At 71.1% G+C, this 1719-nt stretch carries 2 protein-coding genes; both read right to left on the bottom strand.

The window, feature by feature from the left end; genetic code table 11:
* Positions 1-4: 4 nt before the first annotated feature.
* Complete coding sequence (locus ORI94_RS35170) at positions 5-796, bottom strand: ABC transporter permease (protein WP_266083175.1); 792 nt, start codon at positions 794-796, stop codon at positions 5-7.
* A partial coding sequence (locus tag ORI94_RS35165; RefSeq protein ID WP_266083173.1) for an ATP-binding cassette domain-containing protein occupies positions 793-1719 on the bottom strand: 927 nt, incomplete at its 5' end. The genes ORI94_RS35170 and ORI94_RS35165, both read right to left, overlap by 4 nt.

Below are 1719 nucleotides of genomic sequence, written 5' to 3'. Positions count from 1 at the left end.
GCGGTTACTTCGGGTCGCGGTTGAACAGCGCCGTCGACCAGCGGTGGCCGAGGACGGACAGGCCGACGCACCAGGCGATCGCGATCCAGCCGTTGTTGCCGATCTCGGTGCCGAGCAGCAGTCCGCGCAGGGTCTCGATGGCCGGGGTGAAGGGCTGGTACTCGGCGACGGGCCGGAACCAGCCCGGCATCGTGTCGGCCGGGATGAAGGCGCTGGAGACGAGCGGCAGGAGGATCAGCGGCATCGCGCTGTTGCTGGCCGCCTCGGGGTTCGGGCTGGCCAGGCCCATGCCGACCGCGATCCAGGTGAGCGCCAGGGCGAACAGGGCGAGCAGCCCGAACGCCGCCAGCCACTCCAGGGCCGTGGCGTCGGTGGAGCGGAAGCCGATGGCCACGCCGACGGCGCCGACCAGGACCACGCTGGCGATGCACTGCAGCACGCTGCCGGCGACGTGCCCGACGATCACGGAGCCGCGGTAGACCGCCATCGTGCGGAAGCGGGCGATGAGGCCCTCGTTCATGTCCATGGAGATGTGCACCGCGGCCCCGATCACGGTGCTGCCGATGGTCATCAGCAGGATGCCCGGGACGATGTAGGCGATGTACTCCGAGCGGTCGGCGCCGCCGCCGCCGATGCCCGCGCTCATCACGTCGCCGAAGACGTAGACGAAGAGCAGCAGCAGCATGATCGGTGTGAGCAGCAGGTTCAGGGTCGCGGACGGGTAGCGCCACGCGTGCAGCAGGTTGCGGCGCAGCATCGTGTGCGAGTCGCGGACGGCGAGGGAGAGGCTGCTCATCGGGCGTTCTCCTTGGGCTGGTCGGTGATGTCGGCGGGGCCGGTCAGGGCGAAGAACACGTCGTCGAGGTCGGGGGTGTGCACGGTCAGCTCGTCCGCCTCGATGCCGGCCGCGTCCAGCCGGTCGAGGACGGAGCGCAGTTCGCGCTGGCTGCCGTCGTTGGGGATCTGCAGGGACAGCGCCTCGTCGTCCCGTGCGGCCTCGCGCAGCGCGACGGCGGCGGAGCGGTATGCGTCCGGGTCGGTGAAGCGCAGCCGGACGTGTCCGCCGGGGACGATCCGCTTCAGTTCGTCGGCGGTCCCCTCGGCGGCGATCCTGCCGTCGTTCAGCACCGCGATGCGGTCGGCGAGTTCGTCGGCCTCCTCCAGGTACTGGGTGGTGAGGAGGACGGTGACGCCGTCGGAGACGAGTGCGCGGATGATGCCCCACATGCTGTGGCGGGAGCGCGGGTCGAGGCCGGTGGTCGGCTCGTCGAGGAAGATGATGCGCGGTCCGCCGACCAGGGTCATGGCGAGGTCGAGGCGGCGCTTCATGCCGCCGGAGTAGGTGGAGGCGGGCTTCTTGGCCGCCTCCACCAGGTCGAAGCGCTCCAGGAGTTCGGCGGTGACCCGCCGTCCCTCGTGTTTGGGCAGGTGGTGCAGGTCCGCCATCAGGAGCATGTTCTCCTCGCCGGTGATCAGGCCGTCGACGGCGGAGAACTGCCCGGTCACACCGATCGCGGCGCGCACGGCCTGCGGGTCGGCGGCCAGGTCGTGGCCGCCGACGCGCAGCTCGCCGGCGTCGGCGGCCACGAGGGTGGAGAGGATCTTCACGGCGGTGGTCTTGCCGGCGCCGTTCGGCCCGAGCAGCGCGAACACGGACCCGGCCGGCACCGCCAGGTCGATGCCGTCGAGGACCGTCTTGTCCCCGTAGGCCTTGCGCAG

Source organism: Streptomyces sp. NEAU-W12, assembly GCF_026242095.1.
Taxonomy (GTDB): domain Bacteria; phylum Actinomycetota; class Actinomycetes; order Streptomycetales; family Streptomycetaceae; genus Streptomyces.
This window is presented reverse-complemented; position numbering and strand designations above follow the sequence as displayed.

Bases quoted from the DNA above. Each gene is read 5' to 3' on its own strand.
- ORI94_RS35170 (WP_266083175.1), bottom strand. From the start codon at position 796: ATGAGCAGCCTCTCCCTCGCCGTCCGCGACTCGCACACGATGCTGCGC.